17 protein-coding genes are annotated in these 18,897 nt (G+C 62.6%); 15 read left to right on the top strand and 2 right to left on the bottom strand.

Annotated features, from left to right (window positions below):
- The first annotated feature begins 22 nt into the window (after window positions 1-22).
- The 4 genes from AB8B02_RS22730 to AB8B02_RS22715 all read left to right on the top strand — a co-directional run bounded on the left by AB8B02_RS22730 (window position 23) and on the right by AB8B02_RS22715 (window position 4,950).
- Window positions 23-1,606: a GMC family oxidoreductase gene (locus AB8B02_RS22730; protein ID WP_231078865.1), complete on the top strand. Its 1,584-nt coding sequence runs from the start codon at window positions 23-25 to the stop codon at window positions 1,604-1,606.
- Between the two features lie 43 nt (window positions 1,607-1,649).
- Window positions 1,650-2,813, top strand: coding sequence for a M20 family metallopeptidase (locus tag AB8B02_RS22725; protein WP_244528046.1), 1,164 nt, complete (start codon window positions 1,650-1,652; stop codon window positions 2,811-2,813).
- An 83-nt stretch (window positions 2,814-2,896) separates the two neighbouring features.
- Window positions 2,897-4,618 carry an FAD-binding protein gene (locus tag AB8B02_RS22720; RefSeq protein WP_439065232.1) on the top strand — a complete coding sequence of 574 codons (1,722 nt, stop codon included), beginning with the start codon at window positions 2,897-2,899 and terminating at the stop codon, window positions 4,616-4,618.
- Window positions 4,615-4,950 (top strand): 2Fe-2S iron-sulfur cluster-binding protein, encoded by a 336-nt coding sequence (locus tag AB8B02_RS22715; protein WP_439065231.1) that lies wholly within the window; start codon window positions 4,615-4,617, stop codon window positions 4,948-4,950. The genes AB8B02_RS22720 and AB8B02_RS22715 overlap by 4 nt, the downstream gene beginning before the upstream one ends.
- Window positions 4,951-5,028: 78 nt before the next feature.
- On the opposite strand, the gene AB8B02_RS22710 is transcribed toward AB8B02_RS22715, so the two are convergent.
- Window positions 5,029-5,523 carry a MarR family winged helix-turn-helix transcriptional regulator gene (locus AB8B02_RS22710; RefSeq protein ID WP_320445806.1) on the bottom strand — a complete coding sequence of 165 codons (495 nt, stop codon included), beginning with the start codon at window positions 5,521-5,523 and terminating at the stop codon, window positions 5,029-5,031.
- Window positions 5,524-5,684: 161 nt separating this feature from the next.
- Here AB8B02_RS22710 and AB8B02_RS22705 point away from each other — a divergent pair, with 161 nt between their 5' ends.
- From AB8B02_RS22705 to AB8B02_RS22655, 11 genes are all read left to right on the top strand, one after another.
- On the top strand, window positions 5,685-6,962 hold the full coding sequence (locus tag AB8B02_RS22705; protein ID WP_439065230.1) for an amidohydrolase/deacetylase family metallohydrolase: 1,278 nt from the start codon (window positions 5,685-5,687) through the stop codon (window positions 6,960-6,962).
- Between the two features lie 51 nt (window positions 6,963-7,013).
- Window positions 7,014-9,395: a xanthine dehydrogenase family protein molybdopterin-binding subunit gene (locus AB8B02_RS22700; protein ID WP_439065229.1), complete on the top strand. Its 2,382-nt coding sequence runs from the start codon at window positions 7,014-7,016 to the stop codon at window positions 9,393-9,395.
- Window positions 9,392-10,225, top strand: a complete 834-nt coding sequence (locus AB8B02_RS22695; protein WP_439065228.1) for an FAD binding domain-containing protein — start codon at window positions 9,392-9,394, stop codon at window positions 10,223-10,225. The genes AB8B02_RS22700 and AB8B02_RS22695 overlap by 4 nt, the downstream gene beginning before the upstream one ends.
- Window positions 10,222-11,424, top strand: a complete 1,203-nt coding sequence (locus tag AB8B02_RS22690) for a xanthine dehydrogenase family Fe-S subunit (protein ID WP_439065227.1) — start codon at window positions 10,222-10,224, stop codon at window positions 11,422-11,424. Before AB8B02_RS22695 ends, AB8B02_RS22690 begins: the two co-directional genes overlap by 4 nt.
- A gap of 79 nt (window positions 11,425-11,503) precedes the next feature.
- A complete protein-coding gene (locus AB8B02_RS22685; RefSeq protein ID WP_439065226.1) occupies window positions 11,504-12,658 on the top strand; it encodes an ABC transporter substrate-binding protein in 1,155 nt (384 codons plus the stop codon).
- 202 nt (window positions 12,659-12,860) lie between these two features.
- Window positions 12,861-13,733, top strand: a complete 873-nt coding sequence (locus AB8B02_RS22680) for a branched-chain amino acid ABC transporter permease (RefSeq protein WP_176454739.1) — start codon at window positions 12,861-12,863, stop codon at window positions 13,731-13,733.
- Window positions 13,730-14,776: a branched-chain amino acid ABC transporter permease gene (locus tag AB8B02_RS22675; protein WP_439065225.1), complete on the top strand. Its 1,047-nt coding sequence runs from the start codon at window positions 13,730-13,732 to the stop codon at window positions 14,774-14,776. Before AB8B02_RS22680 ends, AB8B02_RS22675 begins: the two co-directional genes overlap by 4 nt.
- Window positions 14,776-15,588 carry an ABC transporter ATP-binding protein gene (locus AB8B02_RS22670; RefSeq protein ID WP_439065224.1) on the top strand — a complete coding sequence of 271 codons (813 nt, stop codon included), beginning with the start codon at window positions 14,776-14,778 and terminating at the stop codon, window positions 15,586-15,588. The genes AB8B02_RS22675 and AB8B02_RS22670 overlap by 1 nt, the downstream gene beginning before the upstream one ends.
- Window positions 15,581-16,285 carry an ABC transporter ATP-binding protein gene (locus AB8B02_RS22665; RefSeq protein ID WP_175368115.1) on the top strand — a complete coding sequence of 235 codons (705 nt, stop codon included), beginning with the start codon at window positions 15,581-15,583 and terminating at the stop codon, window positions 16,283-16,285. Before AB8B02_RS22670 ends, AB8B02_RS22665 begins: the two co-directional genes overlap by 8 nt.
- Complete coding sequence (locus AB8B02_RS22660) at window positions 16,257-16,619, top strand: Rieske (2Fe-2S) protein (RefSeq protein ID WP_175368114.1); 363 nt, start codon at window positions 16,257-16,259, stop codon at window positions 16,617-16,619. Before AB8B02_RS22665 ends, AB8B02_RS22660 begins: the two co-directional genes overlap by 29 nt.
- A gap of 229 nt (window positions 16,620-16,848) precedes the next feature.
- Window positions 16,849-17,991 (top strand): alpha/beta hydrolase family protein, encoded by a 1,143-nt coding sequence (locus AB8B02_RS22655; protein WP_309942280.1) that lies wholly within the window; start codon window positions 16,849-16,851, stop codon window positions 17,989-17,991.
- Window positions 17,992-18,033: 42 nt separating this feature from the next.
- Here AB8B02_RS22655 and AB8B02_RS22650 read toward each other — a convergent pair whose 3' ends face one another.
- Window positions 18,034-18,507 carry a MarR family winged helix-turn-helix transcriptional regulator gene (locus AB8B02_RS22650; protein ID WP_309942281.1) on the bottom strand — a complete coding sequence of 158 codons (474 nt, stop codon included), beginning with the start codon at window positions 18,505-18,507 and terminating at the stop codon, window positions 18,034-18,036.
- Window positions 18,508-18,897 lie beyond the last annotated feature (390 nt).

Here is an 18,897-nt window from a genome sequence, read left to right as displayed (position 1 = left end):
CAGCAGAAAGAAATGAAGCACTATGTATGATGTGATCGTCGTCGGCGGTGGATCTGCCGGCGCTGCCGTGGCTGCCAGGCTCTCCGAAAATCCCGCCACGCGCGTGCTGCTGCTGGAAGCCGGGCTCGACTGGCGCGCGGCGGATGCGCCGTGGGAAGTCACCACAGCGAACCCGATCCCGATCATTCACCAGCGCGAATTCCAGGAAAAGTGGCAGTGGCCGCAGCTGCATTCGCGTCGCGTTGCCGGACAGGATCAGCGCTTCTACTGGCGCGGCAAGGGCCTCGGAGGCTCGTCGATGATGAACGGCCAGATCGCGATCCGCGGTGTCGCCGCTGCATTCGACGAATGGGCATCGCTGGGGTGCACCGGCTGGTCGGCCAGGGACGTCATGCCGCTATTCTCGGTGATCGAGGATGATCTGGACTTCGGCGACAGGCCCGGCCATGGCCGTGGTGGTCCGCTGCCGGTCTATCGCGCGCCGCCGGAGACATGGGGGCCGATCGACAATGGCTTGCGCGATGCGGCGCTGGCGTCGGGCTATGCGTGGTGCGACGACGTCAACGGACCGGATGGCGAAGGCGTCGCCTGCTATCCGATCAACAGCCGCGATCTGCGTCGCATCTCCACCAATGAAGCCTATCTCGAACCGGCGCGCGGCCGCGCCAATCTCGAAATCCGCGGTCATGCGCTGGTCGACCGCGTTGTGATCAAGGACGGTCAGGCGACCGGTGTGATCGTGCACTTCGAGGGGCAGGGCACGCAGGAAATCAGCGCGCGCGAGATCGTGCTATGCGGTGGCTCGATCCACAGCCCGGCGATCCTGCTGCGCTCGGGCATCGGTCCGGCGGACGAGCTGAAGGACATGGGCATCGCTGTCGAGTGCGATCTGCCCGTCGGCCGGAATTTCTTCGATCATCCGCTGTTTCGCACCACCCTCAAGCTGCAGGATGCCGTCGCGCCAAAGGATCGGGACACCCGCCACACCAATTGCTGTGTAACTTACTCGTCGGGCTTGGCCGAGGGCGGCAAGCGCGACATGATCCTGATCGCGTTCAATCACCGTGGCATCGGCAATCCCGGTGCCATCGGCGCCGGCCTGTTCAATGCGTTCTCACGCGGCACGCTGAAGCTCGCATCGACCGATGCGTCGATCGACCCGATCGTCGAGGAGAACATGCTGGCAGACCCCCGCGACATGCTGCGGATGGTCGATGCCGTGAAGCGGCTTGCCGTGATCACCACGCAGCCGGCGCTGGCCGGCATCGCGGACTGGATCCGCCTCACCGATACCGACATGACGCTGCCGCAGGCGGCGGCGTTGCCGACGCGCGAGCTTGAAGCCGTGCTGCGCCGTGACACCGGCGATATCCAGCACGCCGCCGGCACCTGCCGCATGACCGGCTTCAAGGATACGGGTGGCGTGGTCAATCCGGATGGCACCGTGAAGGGCCTCAAGGGTCTGCGCATTGCCGATGCGTCGATCATGCCGTCGGATTGCCGCGCCAACACTCATTTCACCACGGTGGTGATCGGCGAAGCCATTGCGCGCATGATGATGCGCAGGTCGAATGTAGCGTCGCCCGTCGTGGCGATGGCGAAGTAAGAACGCGCAACGCAAGCGCTCAAGAGTGACCGAAGGACAATTCATGTTGAACACTACCGAAACCCAGATCATCGACTGGCTCGCGTCCCAGAAGCAGCCGATGATCGACCTGCTGCGCGACGTCGTGAACATCGATTCCGGCTCCTTCGACAAGGAAGGTGTCGATGCCGTCGGCGCTCGTTTCGAACAGCACTTCGCCGAATACGGCATCGAAACCTGGCGCGAGCCTCATGATGTCTATGGCGATGCCGTGCATGGGCTGATCACCAAACCCGGCAGCAACGAAAAGCCGATCCTGCTGATGGGCCATCGCGATACCGTGTTTCCCAAGGGCGAAGTCGCCAAGCGCCCCTTCACTATTAAAGGCAATCTGGCCCATGGGCCTGGTGTTGCCGACATGAAGGCCGGCGTCGTCATCAACGTATTCGTGGCCGCCGCGCTAAAGAAGTTCGATGCTGCGCCGTGCCCCATCAAGCTGCTGATCACCGGCGATGAGGAGATCGCGTCGCGCTCGTCGCGGCCGATCATCGAGCGCGAGGGCCGTGCGGCGCGCGCCGTCTATAATTCGGAACCGGGACGTCCGACCGGCAATATCACCACGGGCCGCAAGGGCGGCGTGTTCATGCGCTTCGAGGTATTCGGCAAGGCCGCGCATTCCGGCAACAATTTCTCGGTGGGCATCAGTGCCATCGGCGAACTCGCGCACAAGATCGTGCAGATTCATGCGCTGACCGATATGGACAAGGGCATCACGCTGAATGTCGGCCTGGTGTCCGGCGGACAGTCGGTCAACACCACGGCGCCGCATGCCGAAGGCGAGATCGATTTCCGTTACATCGATCCGGCGGACCGCGCGACCATCATGGGCGCCATCGAGAAGATTATTGCGACGTCGACCGTGCCGGGCACGACGGCAAAGCTGCATATCAACGGCGAATTCCTGCCGCTGGTGCAGGACGCTGCGGCGAAGGCGATGTTCGAAGCCTATCAGGCGGCCGCTGTCGACTCGGGCCTCACCACGTTGACCGGCGAATTTGCCGGCGGCTGTGCAGATTCCGGTTTCACCGCCAGCGTCGGCACGCCGACGCTCTGCGGTCTTGGCCCGGTCGGCGGCAATGTCCATACCGACCTGGAGTGGCTGGACATCGAGAGCATCGTTCCGCGTGCACAGACACTGGCGCGGGCGATCCTGCGCACGGAGATCTGACGACGGGAGACGCCGCGTGGCATGGTTCTGGCCCGGCGACGGTTGCTGACAACGCCTTTGTTTGAAGAGACACTCGCCTGACCATGACATCACCTTCTCCCAATACTTCGGTTCCCACCCATCTCGAAGCCGATGTTCTCGTGATCGGCGCTGGCGGCGCCGGCATGTATGCGGCGCTGGAAGCAGCGAAGGGCGGCGCGTCGGTCGTTCTCGCCGATCGGAGCCTGATCGGGCGCGGCGGCGCCACTGTCATGGCGCAGATGACGGTCGCAGCCGCTTTGGGCGAGCAGACACCAGATCACTGGGAACATCACTTTGCCGATACGCTCGCGGCCGGCCGCGGGCTGTGCGACGAACGTCTCGCTGCGTTGTTGTGTGAAGATGGCCCGCAGCGATTGCGCGAGATGGATGCCTGGAAGGTCGGCTGGGCGCGCGAGGACGGCCATATCAAGCAGGCACAGGCGCCGGGCCATGATCGGCCGCGTTGTGCCTATGTGGACTTTCTCTCCACCGGTCCCGCAGTGTCGAAGACGCTGCGTACGCAACTCAACAGCGCCAGCGGCATTCGCCGCATCGGCGATCTCACCATCGTCGATATCGCGCTGCGTGATGGCGAAGCCTGCGGCGCTACGGCGCTGCATCTGCCGACCGGGCAGGCGGTGACGCTGGCCGCGAAGGCCGTGGTGATCGCGACAGGCGGGCTTACCGGTCTCTATCGCCGCAACAGCGCGTCGTCGAATATGGGCGGCGACGGCTATGCGCTGGCACTACGCGCCGGCGCCGAACTGATCGACATGGAGTTCGTGCAGTTCTTCCCGATCGGCCATCTCGCGCCGCGCCTCGTCGGCATGGATCCGATCATGTGGGACCCGTTCCGCTACAAGCTCGGCGGCAAGCTGCTTAATTCCGAGATGCGCGAATTCGAAGAGGACTATGCAACGCGTGACAAGCGCAGCGACGGCACCTATGTGCTAACGCGTGATCTCGCCACCTATGCGATTACCAAGGAGGTCGAAGCCGGCCGCGGCAGCCCCGCCGGCGGCGCCTATCTGAGCTTCCAGCATGTGCCGGAGGCGGAAATCCGCAAGGCGTTCGGGCCGGTGGTGGACCGGCTCGCCGAAAACGGCATCGATCTCGCGCAGCGCCCGGTCGAGGTTGCGCCGATCGCGCATTATCATATGGGCGGCGTTCGCGTGGACGAGATGATGGCGACCGGCGTGCCCGGGCTCTATGCCTGCGGGGAGGCGGTCGGCGGCGCCAATGGCGCCAATCGGCTGTCGGGTAATGCGATCACCGAAGCCTTTGTGTTTGGCGCGCGGGCAGGACGCAGCGCCGCCGAGCGTGCCAAGCAGGGCACTGCGACGTGGTTTGCTGATGCGGCGAAGCCGACCATCGATCTGCTGCGCAGTGCCAGCAAACGTGATGCGCCAAATCCCGCAGCGGTCATCGCGAAGCTGCAGGCCGTGATGGCCGACGATGTCGGTCCGTTCCGCACCGATGCGAAATTGCGTGCGGCGATATCAGCCATCGCGCAATTGAAGGCCGATATCGGCGATACGCCATTCGCGTCAGCGGAAAGCTTCGATCCAGTGCTGGCCGACTGGCTCGATCTGCGCAACATGCTCGCTGTCGCGCAATCGGTTGCCATACCGGCGCTGGCGCGTACCGAAAGCCGCGGCGCGCATCAGCGTGACGATCATCTCGGTCTGGATGATGCGTGGAGCATCAACCAGATCGTGTCGATGTCGGATGGCGACATGACCCTGCGCAAAGTGATGCCCACCACCGGAAAGGCCGCCGCATGAAAGCGACACTCAGCATTCAGCGCGGCGCACTCGGTGAAGCGCCGCATCACGACACGTTCGATATTCCCTTCGAGCACGGCCAGTCCATTCTCGATGGCTTGCGTGCCATCAGGCGCGGCATGGATCCCTCGCTGGCGTTTCGCTTCTCCTGCATCAATGCGAATGCGTGCAAGGAATGCATGATGCTGATCGATGGCAAGGTCGATTACGCCTGCACGGTTCGGCTCAAAGAGGGAATGACGACGCTCGCGCCGCTGCCGAAAAAGGCGCTGATCCGCGATCTCGTCACCGAAATCGCACCGCCTGATGAACGGCTGATGCTGCGGTCCTGAATAATTGTCTGCCTGCTCGGCGGTCAGGCTGATTAATTTATAGTCGTTCTAATCTGGGAAGAGCCCTCTCGGCGACCTTCAATCCGATAGATCAGCGGCTCCGTCGCGGCTGCTGTTCGCTGCGACAATGCGCTGCATCATGGCAATAAACGCAGTCTGTTCCGTTTTGGTGAGGTTGCCGAGCGTGGCGCGGTGCGCCTCGCGTGCGGCGGTTTCGATCTTGTCGAGCAGGGCTGCACCGGCCGGTGTGAGCCGGCAGACGCGGGCGCGGCGGTCGTCGTCGCTGACCGGACGCTCGACCAGCCTGCGTGCTTCGAGTCGCTTCAGCGCGCCCGTCGTCGTCGTGCGATCCAGAGCAATATCAGCGGCTAAGCTGGTTTGATCGGCGGTTCCACGCGCCGCCAATGCAGACAGCAGGCTGTACTGGAGTGGCGTCATCTCGAAGGCACTGCAGGCTTCCTGGAACAGCGCGACATGGATCTGGTGTAGCCGTCTGATCAAAAATCCCGGTCGCTGGGCCAGCGGCCAGGGCTTATGGACGGGCTTGTCACGGCGCGGCTTGGCCTGGGGCAACGCAGTCTCTCCTTGTGTCGGCTACGGCTCGTATGGTGCGAGCGCGTTGAAAAACTACCGCATCGCAATGTTTATGGCACGGACTTTGCTTTTGTAAAATACGAAGTATGCTTCGTATTTTGGTGGACCTCTAATGTCCGCCGGAACGCAAGGAGACCGCCATGTCCGTTACCGCCTCATTCGACCTGCTGCTGCGCGGTGGTCGTGTTATCGATCCCGCTGCTGGTGTTGACGGCATCAAGGATGTTGCCATTCGCAACGGCAAGATCGCCGCAGTGCAGTCCGATATTTTGCCGACCAGCGCAAAGGAAGTGGTGGATGTGACCGGCAAGCTGGTACTGCCGGGCTTGATCGATACCCACGCGCACGTCTTTCAATATGTCAGCGGTCGTTTCGGCATGCAGCCCGACATGGTCGGCGTGCAATCCGGCGTCACCACGCTGATCGACCAGGGCGGCCCGTCCTGCATGACGCTGCCCGGCTTTCGTCACTTCATCGCCGAGCCCGCAAAATCGCGGGTCTATGCGTTTCTGTCGGCCTATCTCGTCGGCGGTCTCGAAGGGCATTTCTATCCCAACCTCTACAGCCCGGACGGTGTCGATATCGACGCGACCGTGAAATCGGCGGTGGCCAATCGCGATCTCGTTCGCGGCATCAAGGCCCATGCGGAAATCGGCGGCTTCGCGCGCTGGGGCATTCGCGTGATGGAAATGGCGGCCGAAATCGGCAAGCGCGCGGAATTGCCGGTTTACGTGCATTTCGGCCAACTCTGGGGTCTGCCGGAGTCAGGCAATAATGGCGAGGACGTCGATACGATTCTGGAGCGCGTGATTCCGCTGCTGAAGGAAGGTGACGTGCTCGCCCATCCGTTCACGCGGCATCCTGGCGGCTTCGTCAATCGCGAAGGCGAGGTGCATCCGGTGATCCAGGCGGCGATCGATCGTGGCCTCAAGATCGATGTCGGCCATGGCAGCCACTTCTCCTATCGCCTGGCCAAGAAGGCGATTGCGGCCGGCATTGTGCCGAACACGCTCGGCGCCGATATTCACGGTTACAACACGGAGGTGCCTGCGCCTGCCGGCACGCCGGATGAGCACGAGGATGACGAGAACCATCCGTTCAAGGGCCAGGCCAAGTTCAGCCTGGTGCAGGCGATGAGTTCGATGATTTCGCTCGGTCTCACGCTGGAACAGGTGGTGCCGATGGTGACGTCGAACCCGGCCAAGATGATCGGCCTGTCCGACAAGATCGGCTCGCTCAAGGTCGGCATGGATGCCGACGTTTCGGTGCTCGTCGAGAAACCCGGCCGTTACGTCCTGCGCGATAACGAGAACACCGACGTGATTGCGAACGGCCTGCTGCAGCCGGCCTTCTGCCTGCGCGCGGGCACCCGCTTCGATCCGATCGCTCCGATCCTTCCTCAGGCCGTTGCGGCCTGAGCTTTGCAAGCCAGTTCGCTAGTCAATCCGGAAGGCGCCGGGAGTTCGTCGATGCGCAATGAGCGAGATATCTCGCCCGCCGCCCCTGTTTCAAAGCAGGGCGTTGGCGCGCGCGTACCGCGCAAGGAGGACGATCGCCTCATGCGCGGGCGCGGGCAATTCGTCGGCGATATCCGGCTGGCGGGATTGCAGGACGTCGCTTTCGTCCGCAGTCCGCTAGCGCATGCGCGAATCCGGGCGATCCATATTCCGGAACGCTATCGCGACGTGGTGTTCACGTCTGCCGATCTTGTCGGTATCAAGCCAATCCGCGCGATCACGGGATTGGCCGGCTTCAAGCCGTCCGATCAACCCATTCTGGCCACCGACAAAATTCGTCAGGTCGGCGAACTCGTCGCTATATGCGTCGCGCCGACGCGTGCCGAGGCTGAAGATATCGCGGCCTCCGTCACGCTCGATCTCGAAGAGCTACCCGCCGTCTATGACATGCTCAAGGCTCGCGAGCCCGGCTCGCCGCTGGTGCATGAGCACTGGGGCGACAACGTCTTTCTCGAAAGCTTCTTCGAACTCGATATTTCCAGCGCTCTCGACGCACCGATCAAGGTGACGCGCGAAATCTCGACCGCGCGGCAATGCATGTCGCCGCTCGAAGGTCGGGGTGTCATCGCCACGTTCGATCATCGTCTCGATCAGCTCACGCTCTATACGGGCAGTCAGATGCCGCACATTGTGCGCAACGGGTTGTCCGATTGCCTTGAGATGGATCAAGGACAGATCAGAATCGTCTCGCCGGATGTCGGTGGCGGCTTCGGTCACAAGGGCATCTTGCTGCCGGAAGAAGTCTGTCTGTCATGGCTCACCATGAAGCGCGGCTTCCCGGTGCGCTGGATCGAGGATCGCCGCGAGCATTTGGTCGCCAGTTCCAACTGCCGCGAGCACCACTACAAGATCACCGTCTATGCCGATCGCGACGGCACGCTGCGCGGCATCGACTGCGAGGCTACTGTCGATTCCGGCGCCTATTCGTCCTATCCGTTCTCGGCCTGTCTCGAAGCCGCGCAGGTGGTCAGCATTTTGCCCGGCCCCTATCAGATGCCGGCCTATCGCTGCCGTACCTATTCGGTGGCCACCAACAAGTGTCCGATCCTGCCCTATCGCGGCGTCGCCCGCACCGGCGTGTGTTTCGCGCTGGAGCTGATGCTCGATCTTGTCGCGGCGGAAGCAGGGCTTGAGCCCGGCGACGTCCGGCTGCGCAATCTGGTGCGGCCGGAGCAGATGCCGTTCGACAACATCACCAAGAAGCATTTCGACAGTGGCGATTATCCCGAGGCGCTGCGCCGCGCGGTGGCGCAGATCGATATCGATGGCATCCGTGCGCGGCAGCGCAAGGGCGAGGATGACGGACGGCTGATCGGTGTCGGTCTCTCGATCTATTGCGAGCAAGCCGCACATGGCACCTCGGTCTATTCCGGCTGGGGCATTCCCATGGTGCCCGGCCATGAACAGGCCACCGCGCGACTGACGCCGGATGGTGGACTCGAACTGAAGGTCGGGGTGCATTCGCACGGTCAGGGTCTGGAGACGACGCTGTCACAGGTCGCATTCGAGATGCTCGGTGTCGATGTCGCAAAAATCCGTGTCGTCCATGGCGACACGGCGATGACGCCCTATTCGACCGGCACCTGGGGCTCGCGCTGCATGGTGATGGCCGGTGGCGCTGTGGCGACGGCGTGTCACGAACTCGGCGAGCGCGCCAAGAAGATCGGCGCCAAGCTGCTGCAGGTCGATGAAGCCAATGTCGTGCTGGTCGACGGCGAAATCCGCGGGCCCAATGGCAGCGTGACGCTGAAGGAAATCGCGCACACCTGGTATCGCCGTCCGCAGGATCTGCCCGGCGATGTCGACCCGGGCGGATTGGAGGCGACCTCCGGTTACAAGCCGCAGCGTGACAGCGGCACGTTCAGCTATGCCGCCCATGCGGTCACCGTCGCCGTCGATCCTGATTTGGGCGATGTGGAAATTCTCGACTACGTCATCGTTGAGGACGGCGGCGTGCTGGTCAATCCGATGATTGTCGACGGCCAGATCTATGGCGGTCTCGCGCAGGGCATCGGCACAGCGCTGTATGAGGAGATGCCGTTTGATCGCGCCGGTCAGCCGCTGAATACGACGCTGGCCGATTATCTGCTGCCCGGCCCGACCGAAGTGCCGGCGCCATGGCTGGATCACATGGAAACGCCGTCGCCTTACACCAAGTTCGGCGTCAAGGGCATCGGCGAAGGCGGGGCCATCGCGCCGCCGGCGGCGATCGGCAATGCGGTGAACGATGCGCTGCGCGGTCTCGGCGTCGAGATGCTGCAGTCGCCGATCACGCCGCGCCGCGTGCTGCAGGGCATTCTCGCAGCGCGCGATGCGAAGAGGACCGCCGCATGAAGCCGGCACCTTTCGCCTATGAGCGCCCGCGCGACGTCGCCTCGGCCTTAGCCGCAATGGCTGGCGATGGCGTGATCAAGATCATGGCCGGAGGCCAATCGCTCGGGCCGATGCTGAATCTGCGTCTGGTGGCTCCCGACACCATCGTCGATATCACCGGCCTCGCCGAGCTGAAGCATGTGGAAGTCGCCGGCGATGAGCTGGTGATCGGCGCCTGCGTCACCCATGCCGATATCGAGGATGGCCGCATTCCCGACGTCACCCGCGGCGCGATGCAACGCGTGGCCTCCGCCATCGCCTATCGCGCGGTGCGCAACCGCGGCACCGTCGGTGGTTCGCTCAGCCATGCCGATCCGTCCGCGGACTGGGTCTCCACTTTCGCCGCACTTGGCGCGACGCTGTCGCTGCGTAGTGCAAGCGGAGCGCGGCGTGTTGCGATGAAGGATTTCCTGCTGGGTGCGCTGGAAAGCGTGCTGCAGCCCGGCGAGATGCTGGAAGCCGTGCGCGTGCCGGCGATGTCTCGCTCCGCGCGCTGGGGCTATGTGAAGAGCTGCCGCAAGACCGGCGAGTTTGCTCATGCCATCGGTGCGGTGCTGATCGACCCCGAGGCGGGCCGCGCGCGTGTCGTCATTGGCGCAGTCGAGGCCGCGCCTATCATTGTCGACAATGCCGAAGAACTGTTCGGCGGGCGTATCCCCAACGATTTCAAATCGCGCTTCGACGCGCGCGTCGCCGACACCCTGCTGTCGAAGGCCGGCATGAGCGATGCCGCCGACCGGCATATTCACGTCACCATTCTGCGCCGCGCTGTTGCGGAGGCCGCGGCATGAACTCGGTCGAACTCACCGTCAACACTCGCGCCGTGAAGAGGGACGTCGAGCCACGTACGAGTCTCGCCGACATGATGCGCGACACGCTCGATCTCACCGGCACGCATCTCGGCTGCGAACATGGCGTCTGTGGTGCCTGCACTATCCTGGTCGATGGCATACCGACGCGCTCCTGCATCACTTATGCGGTGGCATGCGATGGCGCCGATGTCACCACCATCGAAGGTCTTGATGATGACGAGATTGCCACGGAGCTGCGCGCGGCCTTTACCCGCGAACACGCGTTGCAATGCGGCTACTGCACGCCGGGCATGCTGGTCTCGGCGCGCGATCTGGTGAAGCGCCTGCCGGATGCCGACGAGAAGCAGATCCGCATCGGCATGTCAGGCAATCTCTGCCGCTGCACCGGCTATGTCGGCATTGTCCGCGCCGTGCAGTCGGTCATCACCGAGCGCCGCGCGCGCGATATCGCGCCGGAGCCGGATGGCGGGCGCAAGGTGCTGGGACCGGCAGGGTCAGGGCACAAAGCCTGTGTCAGCTCCCAGAAGCTGATGCCCGCGCAGCCTGCTGTATCCGAACCGGCTGCCGCCGTCGCACCGCTGGACATTCCAGACTTCACGCCATCGACCACGCTCGAGCAGCAATTCACTGTCGCGCATGCACCTGCAAAAGTCTTTGCACTGTTCGATGACATCGCGGCCGTCGCCTCGTGCCTGCCGGGCGCCACGCTGGTCGGCACGCCCAGACCCGAGCGTGTCGAAGGCGCGATCCGCGTCAAGATCGGGCCGATCTCGGCCAACTTCAACGGCGCCGCCCGCGTTGAGCGCAACGAGGCCGATCTCGCCGGCCGCATTCTCGGCATAGGCAGCGACCAGCGCAGCCGCTCCACCACGCAAGGCGAAATCCGTTACCGGCTGGTGCCGCAGGATGACGGCGCGGCGACGCGTGTGGAGCTTTCCATCGGCTACAGCCTCACCGGCATGCTGGCACAGGTCGGTCGCAGCGGGCTGGTGCGCGATCTCGCGGCGCGGCTGGTCGCGGAATTCGCCGGCAATCTCGATCGCCGCCTGTCGGGCGATGTGACATCGGCGCCGTCAGCGGCAGCCGATCTGAATGGTGTTTCGCTGATCCTTGGTCTCCTGCGTGAGCGCGCGACGAATGTCGTTCGCCGCCTCACCGGGCGCGGAGGATCGGCGTGAGAGATCGACGTTCGCGCGGACATGCGAGCGGCGGGGTTTGGACTGCGCAAGTTTCATCAGCGTAACACTGGAGGACCACATGATACGGACCATCAAAGCCGCCTCGGCGACCGCCCTGGCCATTGCTTTCCTGAGCAGCGCCGCCACTGCGCAAACCATCAAGATCGGCGTCAATGAGCCCCTGACCGGCGCCTTCGCCGCATCGGGCACCTATGTCGTCAACGGCGCCAAGATCGCCGCCGACGAAATCAACGCCAAGGGCGGCCTGCTCGGCAAGAAGATCGAACTCGTGATCGAGGACAACAAGAGCAACCCGACCGAAGCCGCTGCCGTCGCCGAAAAGCTGATCACCCGCGACAAGACGCCAGTCATGCTGGGCGCCTGGGGCTCCAGTCTCACGCTCGCGGTGATGCCGAAGCTGGTCGAGTACGAAACCGCGATGGTGGTCGAGACCTCGTCGGCGAGCAAGATCACCACCTCGGGCAATCCTTACGTATTCCGTATCTCGCCGCCGTCTTTCGTGGAAGCGGCTGCGTTCAAGAACATCGTCGACAAGCTGGCGCTGAAGAAAGTCGACTTCCTTGTGATCAACAATGACTGGGGCCGCGGCACTGCTGAGGACTTCAGCAAGATGATGAAGGAAAAAGGCATCACCATCGGTCTGGTCGAGACCATGGACCAATCGGCGCAGGACATGAGCGCCCAGCTCGCCAAGATCAAGGCAACGGATTCCGAGACCGTGATCATCACGGCTGCGGTCGACCAGCTCACTTTGATCTTCAAGCAGGCCGCAGCACTCGGCCTGAAGAAGCGGATCATCACTACCGGCGGTTCGCAGAATCCCGATCAGATCATCGCGCAGGCCGGTGCCGCCGCGAACGACACCATGCATCTGACGACGTTCTTGCCGTGGATGCCGGAAAAGACGCCCAACCCGGAAGCCACCACCTATTTCATCAACGAGTGGAAGAAGCGCGGCTTCGATTTCGCCGGCTGCACCGAGAGCTTCCGCGGCTATGATGGCATCCGCACCATCGCGGCAGCCATCGAGAAGGCCGGCAAGGCCGAGCCGGTCGCGATCAAGGATGCGCTCTGGAAGATCGACGTCAAAGGTTTGAATGGCGACATCATCTTCAAGAAGTCGGGCCCGGCCGGTTCGGAGAGCGGCCAGAGCTTCCCGAATGTCTATCTGGTCGAGATCTCCGGCGGCAAGATCGTGATGAAGGATCTGTGATCCAGACGAACTCCGGCAGTGAGCTCCCTCGCCCCGCTCTTGCGGGGAGAGGGCTGGGGTGAGGGGCACTTGCGAGTGAAACTCTGGCTCCTCTCACCCGAAGCCTCGCTGTCGCTCGGCTCCGACCTCTCCCTGCCCGGCGAAGCAAAGCTTCGCTAGGCGGGGAGAGGTTAGCACCTTACTCGAACCTTTAGGGCCGCTCGTGGACCAGCTCCTGCAACACCTCGTCAATATGCTTGTGCTCGGCGGCACCTATGCGCTGCTCGGCATCGGGTTGACGCTGATCTTCGGCATCATGAACGTGGTGAACTTCACCCACGGCATCCTCTACACATTCGGCGCCTATATGATGTTCATTGTCGTGCATCAGCTCGGGCTGAATTTCTTCGTGGCGCTGCCGGTGGCGATCGTCGCTGGCTGGCTGCTGGGCGCCGTCATCGAGATCACGCTGCTGCGGCCGCTGCGCGGCGCCGATATCGATACCACCATGCTGGTGATGATCGGTGCCTGGATCGCGATGCAGTCCGGCGCGCTGTGGATCTGGGGTGGCGTCGCCAAGTCGATCGACAATCCGTTTCCTGACGCGCCGCTGGTGATCGGACCTGTGTCCGTGTCCTGGCTTCGCCTGTTCGTGCTGTTCGCCGCCGCGCTGCTGATCGTACTGGCCTACTCGCTGATCAATCTCACGAAACTCGGCAAGGCGATGCGCGCGACCTTCCAGGACTCCGACACCGCGGCGCTGATGGGCGTCAATGTCAGCCTGATCTACACATCGACTTTCGCCATCGGATCGAGCCTTGCGGCTGCCGCTGGTGCATTGCTCGGTCCGGTCTATGTCGTGTTCCCGCAAATGGGCGATCTCGCCGCGGTGAAGGCCTTCGCCATCGTCATTCTTGGCGGCCTCGGCAATATCACCGGCGCTGTCATCGGCGGCTTCATTCTCGCACTCGCTGAAGAGCTCGGTGCTGGCTACATCTCGTCGGGCTATCGCGATGCCATGGGCTTCCTGATCATCATCATGGTGCTGATCTTCAAGCCGACAGGATTGTTTGCACGGGCGGAGCGCGTCGGATGAAACAGATCGTCACTCTCCTCTGTCTCGCCTTCTTTGCCTCCGTGCCCATGTGGCTGACGGATCCGTATCTGCTCAACGCGCTGATTACGACCGGCATCTTCATCATCGGCGCCATGAGCCTCAATCTGCTGCTCGGCTTTACTGGACAGCTCAGCCTCGGCCATATCGCCTTCTTCGGCATCGGCGCCTATGTCAGCGCGCTGACATCGCTGGGATTCGATGTGCCGATCTACGGTGATTTCCACATCGTCCACGTGCCGTGGCCGCCGATTGCAGGTTTCTTTCTGGCGATCATCATCTCGGGCTTCTGTGGCTATCTGGTCGGACGCCTGTCCTTCAGCGTGCGCGGCGCTTACTTCGTCATCGTAACGATTTCGTTCGCCGAAGTTGTGCGGCTGGTGGCGCTGAACTGGGTCGAGCTGACGCAAGGCCCGCTGGCGTTGACCAATATTCCGTCGATCACCATCGGGCTGCCAGGGCTTGGCTATCTCGTGCTGAAGACCAAGTTTCACAATTACTATCTTGTGCTCGCAGTCGCCGCGATCTCGTATTTCCTGATCTCGCGTCTCGTTCATTCCCATTACGGCCGCGCCATGCGCGGGCTGATGGAGAACGAGACGCTGGCTGTCGCCGTCGGCATCGATGTGACAAAGACGCTGACACTGGCAGCCGTGATCTCTGCGGGTATCGCCGGCGCGGCGGGAAGCCTTTACGCGCATTACATCCGCATCATCGATCCCGACGTCTTCGCTTTCATCTCGACGGTGACCATGGTGATCATGGTGGTGTCGGGCGGTAAGGGATCGCTGGCCGGGCCTGTGGTCGGCGGCGTCATCTTTGGCCTGCTGCCTGTGTTCCTGCGGCCGATCATGCCGCCGGAGGCACAGTGGATCACCTATGGCGTGGTGCTGATCGTCATCCTGTTCGTCATGCCGCGCGGCATCGTGCCGTCGCTTGCCGCGAAACTCGGTTTAGCGCGGGCCGGCGGAACCAGGCGGGCGTCCATCGCCGTCTCCGAACGTACCGCCGAGGAGCGCGCCTGATGGCCGAGACAGTACTCAGCATCGAACACGTCGCGGTCCATTTCGGTGGCCTCGTCGCAATCTCGGACATGAACTTCCATGTCAACAAAGGTGAGATCGTCAGCCTGATCGGGCCGAACGGTGCCGGCAAGACCACGGCCTTCAACGTCATGACCGGCTTTCTCACGCCCACGAAGGGCGCGGTGAACTATTGCGGCGCGGACCTCAAGTGCAAGAAACCGCATGAAATCGCGGATCTCGGTCTGATCCGCACCTTTCAGCGCACCAGCGTGTTTCCGAACGACACCGTCTACGACAACGTCCTGATCGGCCTGCATCGCCAAGGGGAGCTTAAAGGCAAGCTTGGCCTTGCCGAAGCCATTCTCGGCCTGCCGCGCGCCCGCGCATCGGAGAAAGCGCAGCGCGCCCGTGCAGCCGAACTGGTGCGCTGGATCGGGCTGGAAGCGCGCGCCAACGATCTTGCGGGCTCGCTGTCCTACGGCGAGCAGCGCCTCGTCGGTGTCGCGCTGGCGCTCGCCGCGCAGCCGAAGATGTTGCTGCTCGACGAGCCTGTGTCCGGCATGAACGCGTCGGAGACGCATACTTTCGTACAGCTGATCCGCAATATCCGGGATCGTGGCGTCACGATCCTCTTGGTCGAGCACGACATGCCGATGGTGATGAGCGTATCGGATCGGATCGTGGTCCTGAATTACGGCCGCATCATCGCCGAAGGACCGCCCGACGAAATCCGCAAGAATCCCGCAGTGATCGAAGCCTATCTCGGTCAGAGCGCGAAGGATGTGGTCAAGGAGGTCGCAGTCCATGCTTGAGATCCGTGACATGGTCTGCGCCTATGGCCAGATCTCAGCCCTCAAGGGCATTTCGCTTTCGGTCAAGGCCGGTCAGCTCGTGGCGCTGATTGGCGCCAATGGCGCCGGCAAAAGCACGACGTTGCGGGCGATCTCGGGCCTCGTGCCATCGCGCTCCGGCAGTCTGCATTTCGACGGCGAAGACATCACCGGCATTGGCGCGCAGCGGGTGCTCTCAAAGGGCATCGCACATTGTCCGGAAGGACGTCGCGTTTTTCCGCATATGACGGTGGCCGAAAATCTCGACATGGGCGCCTATCTGCGCTCCGACATGTCCGAAGTCGCAGTGGACCGCGACCGCATTTATGGCGAGTTCCCGCGCCTCGCCGAGCGACGCAAGCAGGCTGCAGGTACGCTGTCCGGCGGCGAGCAGCAGATGCTGGCCATCGGCCGTGCATTGATGTCGCGCCCGCGCCTGGTGATGTTCGATGAACCATCGCTTGGTCTCGCGCCCAACATCGTCGAGCGTACCTTTGCGATCATTCGCGCGATCCGTGACGCCGGCACGACTGTTTTGCTCGTTGAGCAGAATGCCTTCGCCGCGCTCGAGATGTGCGATCATGCCTATCTGCTGGAGTCCGGCCGTGTCGTGCTGTCGGGTGCGGGAGCGGAGCTGATCGAGAACGAGCATGTCCGACGGGCCTATCTTGGCGGATGACGACAATCCCGCCCGATGGGTCGCGGTCTGTTCGCGTGAGCGCCTGACCGAACAGACAATCGTCTGCGTCAACGTGGCTGGCCTCGGTGTTCTCATCGTGCAGGATGGCGAGACGATCTATGCCTGCGAGCGCGCCTGTCCGCATGAGCAGGCCGATCTCAGCCTTGGCCGCGTCGCCGATCGCCGGCTGCACTGTCCGCGTCATCTGGCCTGGTTCGATCTGGCAGACGGCAGCATGTCGCCGGGCTGGCCCAGCAGGGGTTTGCGACGCTATCCGGTGCGCGAAAGGGGTGCACAAATCTGGGTCGATGCACAGGCCGTCGTTCCGAAGTAACGAGCCTTCGCGAAAGTTACGCGGCATCGGGTCTGGATGCAGAATTCGTTGGCGCTGCAGCATTCAATTGGTGCAGTTGCGGTATAATAATCATGCTTGCCCCCTCGTAAAGCGCGGATAATACTGCTGAAAAGTCAGACTCCTGAGTGTGTCTGGCAGTACACAAATGGGCGGCAAGACCCATGCTTCTCGTCGATCTTCCAAGCGATCTCCGTCAAGGGCCAGGGATGTGACCATTATCGATTTCGGCAGGGCCATCCCATCGTCGCAGGGGCGCGGCTGGCAGCAATGGCCCGGCCATGAAGACTTTTCGCTGCAGTTCCTGCGCGTGCTGCGCGCGGCGCAGGAAGGCGGAAGTACCGTTTCGGAATGTTTCCTGGCGGCGGAGCGCATCAATCCGCGCGATGACGAGAGCTGGTATCGCGAATGGCATAGCGCGGCTGATATCAACCGTGAGCGCGCCGCGGAGGCGCTGGCCAGCGGCCGAATCCCGACGGCGCTGAGCAACTGGCTGCGCGCAGCCAACTACTATCGCACTGCTCAGGTCATGCTCGCTTGCAGCGATCCGCGGCAAGGCGCCGCCATCGCACTGATGCAGGATTGCGCCCGACTTTACGTGCAGCATGCAACGCCTGCCGGCGAGGTCGTCGAGATCCCGTGGCGGGACGGTGTGTTGCAGGGATACTTCGTTCCTGCGCCGCGCGCGACGCGGCCGCTGCCGGTCGTTCTCTGCGTCGTCGGGCAGGGCCACTACAAGGAAGAGCATCTGCACAGGGTGCCCAGCTACGCGCTGGACCGCGGTCTCTCGCTGTTGCTCGTCGATTTGCCCGGTCAATCCTATAGCCAGGAGATGATCGGGTCGCCTTGTCGGTATGAGGTCGAAACGGCGATCAGCGGCTGGGTCGATTTCCTGGCCGACCGCAGCGATATCGATCAGGAGCGAATTGCGATCTTCGGAGACGGCCTGGGAGCTGCCTTTGCGACGCGCGGCGCCAATCTCGACGACCGCTTTGCAGCAGCTGTTTGCGATGCCGGAATCTGGGAGCTTCACGAGCGCGCGTTTATTGCCAGCCGCATTTCAGGCCGGGCTGGTCTGGGCTGTCCGAGTGAAATCGAGGGCTTCAACAGCAGCAGTGTCGCCGCCAATATCAAATGCCCGGTCCTGGTTGCGATGGGCGAGCGCGACTGGCTCGATGTCGATCACGTCACGGAATGTTGCCGCGTCATGAAACAAAACGGCCTCGACATCGAACTGAAGATCTTTCGCGCGTCGGAAACGGTGGCCCCGCCCGCCCAGATCGATATTCCGACCGTGGGCAACGAGTTCATCTTCGACTGGATTGTCGATCGCCTGCGCGCAGGGACGAAGTAGGGGCGCGGCTCGGTCGATTGACCGCCGCTCACCCGGCGACGTTCAGCTCTCGACTTCCAGCATCAGTGTCGCTTTTTCGAGGCGACTCTTGAGCCGGGACATGTGCTGTCCGATCTCCTTCAAGGCCTGCTCGTCGAAATCGCTGAGAATGAAATCCCCGAGCGACTCCCTGCGGGTTGATAGCGCGGAGATCTTCTTGCTGGCCTTGTCGGACAGCGACATCAGTACAACGCGGGCATCCTCGCGGGACGCGACGCGCCGCATGAAGCCATTCTTCTCGAGCATCTTGGATTGGGTGGTGACGAAGGAGGGGTCGACGTGGAGCATGGCGGACACATCCTTGACCGGCACGCCGTTGCCGCGATCGAGGTCGCTGACGGCCATCAGGATCATCCATTGCGGTCCGCTGATGCCGAGCTCCTTGGCCCAGAACTGTCGGATTCCCTCAAGATGGACGTTGATCGAGGCGATGTCCCAGATGAACTGTCGGATGATCTCCTGATTCTGGCCGGTCACCCAAATCGAAAGCTCATTTTCGTTCCAGCCCGCAGATCCCCCACGCATTGTCACCACTGCCCCGCCGGCCATTCCATCGTCCCACACTTCTCAGAATTCTATAATTGTATCAGTGAATTGTGACGCGCAAACCACGATTTCGTGTGTTGCCGGGAAACCACACTGCATCGCGATAAAGTTACATGAGTTCATAAAGTATTTTGCTTCTAAGAATTGCGCAGGCATTCTCAGTTCCGGCGATGGGGAAACCCTCGATCGTCCCGTTGAAGTAGTTCGCTTGAGTGCCTCGCGTTATGCGGGTGTTTCCGAAAGCGCGAAGTGCTCTAGCGGTTAGTTTGGGGACTTGGGGGACTAAATCTTCGGGCGCACGCGCCTGGCAGATCCGGAACC

This window comes from Tardiphaga sp. 862_B3_N4_1 (assembly GCF_051811085.1).
Taxonomy (GTDB): Bacteria; Pseudomonadota; Alphaproteobacteria; order Rhizobiales; family Xanthobacteraceae; genus Tardiphaga; species Tardiphaga robiniae.
This window is presented reverse-complemented; position numbering and strand designations above follow the sequence as displayed.

What these genes read in the sequence shown, in the direction of transcription:
- AB8B02_RS22695 (WP_439065228.1), top strand. Translation starts at nt 9,392, where the DNA reads ATGAAGCCGGCACCTTTCGCCTATGAGCGCCCGCGCGACGTCGCCTCG.
- AB8B02_RS22725 (WP_244528046.1), top strand. Translation starts at nt 1,650, where the DNA reads ATGTTGAACACTACCGAAACCCAGATCATCGACTGGCTCGCGTCCCAG.
- AB8B02_RS22665 (WP_175368115.1), top strand. Translation starts at nt 15,581, where the DNA reads ATGCTTGAGATCCGTGACATGGTCTGCGCCTATGGCCAGATCTCAGCC.
- AB8B02_RS22700 (WP_439065229.1), top strand. Translation starts at nt 7,014, where the DNA reads ATGCGCAATGAGCGAGATATCTCGCCCGCCGCCCCTGTTTCAAAGCAG.
- AB8B02_RS22705 (WP_439065230.1), top strand. Translation starts at nt 5,685, where the DNA reads ATGTCCGTTACCGCCTCATTCGACCTGCTGCTGCGCGGTGGTCGTGTT.
- AB8B02_RS22730 (WP_231078865.1), top strand. Translation starts at nt 23, where the DNA reads ATGTATGATGTGATCGTCGTCGGCGGTGGATCTGCCGGCGCTGCCGTG.
- AB8B02_RS22690 (WP_439065227.1), top strand. Translation starts at nt 10,222, where the DNA reads ATGAACTCGGTCGAACTCACCGTCAACACTCGCGCCGTGAAGAGGGAC.
- AB8B02_RS22720 (WP_439065232.1), top strand. Translation starts at nt 2,897, where the DNA reads ATGACATCACCTTCTCCCAATACTTCGGTTCCCACCCATCTCGAAGCC.
- AB8B02_RS22660 (WP_175368114.1), top strand. Translation starts at nt 16,257, where the DNA reads ATGTCCGACGGGCCTATCTTGGCGGATGACGACAATCCCGCCCGATGG.
- AB8B02_RS22670 (WP_439065224.1), top strand. Translation starts at nt 14,776, where the DNA reads ATGGCCGAGACAGTACTCAGCATCGAACACGTCGCGGTCCATTTCGGT.
- AB8B02_RS22715 (WP_439065231.1), top strand. Translation starts at nt 4,615, where the DNA reads ATGAAAGCGACACTCAGCATTCAGCGCGGCGCACTCGGTGAAGCGCCG.
- AB8B02_RS22675 (WP_439065225.1), top strand. Translation starts at nt 13,730, where the DNA reads ATGAAACAGATCGTCACTCTCCTCTGTCTCGCCTTCTTTGCCTCCGTG.
- AB8B02_RS22685 (WP_439065226.1), top strand. Translation starts at nt 11,504, where the DNA reads ATGATACGGACCATCAAAGCCGCCTCGGCGACCGCCCTGGCCATTGCT.